1 pseudogene is annotated in these 716 nt (G+C 70.8%); it reads right to left on the minus strand.

Annotated elements, in window-relative coordinates:
• Positions 1–716: pseudogene (locus NQ160_RS24400) on the minus strand (xylitol oxidase); the annotation flags it as partial.

Genomic DNA, 716 nt, shown 5'->3' on the forward strand with positions numbered 1-716 from the left:
AACGGCGCGAGCGCCTGCTCGATGTCGGGGAGCAGCGCCGCCACCTCGTCGGGGTGGTTGCGCCACGTGAAGTGGATGATCGCGACGTCCCGCTGGTAGGCCGGGCTCAGCCACAGCTCGTCGGCGGCTGCCGTGCGCAGCTCGGTGACGATGAGGTGGGGACGGATGCCATCGGCCAGCGGCCGCACCGCGGTGAGGGCTGCCGCGGCATCCCGCCGGTCGACGAAGTACTCGGTCTGGATCTCGTCGCCGAACGAAGGCTCGACGTCGAGGCGGAAGTGAGGCAGCCGCAGCAGCCAAGGGCCAGGGACGCCGGCGAGCTCGGTGACGTTGGTCATGCCGGCCAGCGGCGATTCGCCGCCGAGCTGACGCACGCCGTCGAGCAGGGTGTCGCTGACCGGGTCGTCATCGGCATCCAGTCGCGTCTTGACCCAGACGTGTCCGATGGTGTCGGGCTCCCAGAGCGAGAACACCGACACGCTGTAGCCGGCTGAGGTGAGCTCGTCGTAGTCGGCGAGCGCGGCATCCCAGCTGATGCCGGTGTAGATGTCCTGGCGCACCCGGAAGGTGGGCTGGATCTCGAGGGTGACCGAGACCGTGATGCCGTAGGCGCCGAGGCCGACCACGAGCGCGGCGAAGTCGGGGTCGCCGCGGCGCACCTCGTGCAGGTCGCCGTCGGCGCCGACGTACCGCAGGGCCGTCACCGCGCCCGACAG

The sequence above is a fragment of the Microbacterium sp. zg.Y909 genome (assembly GCF_024626565.1).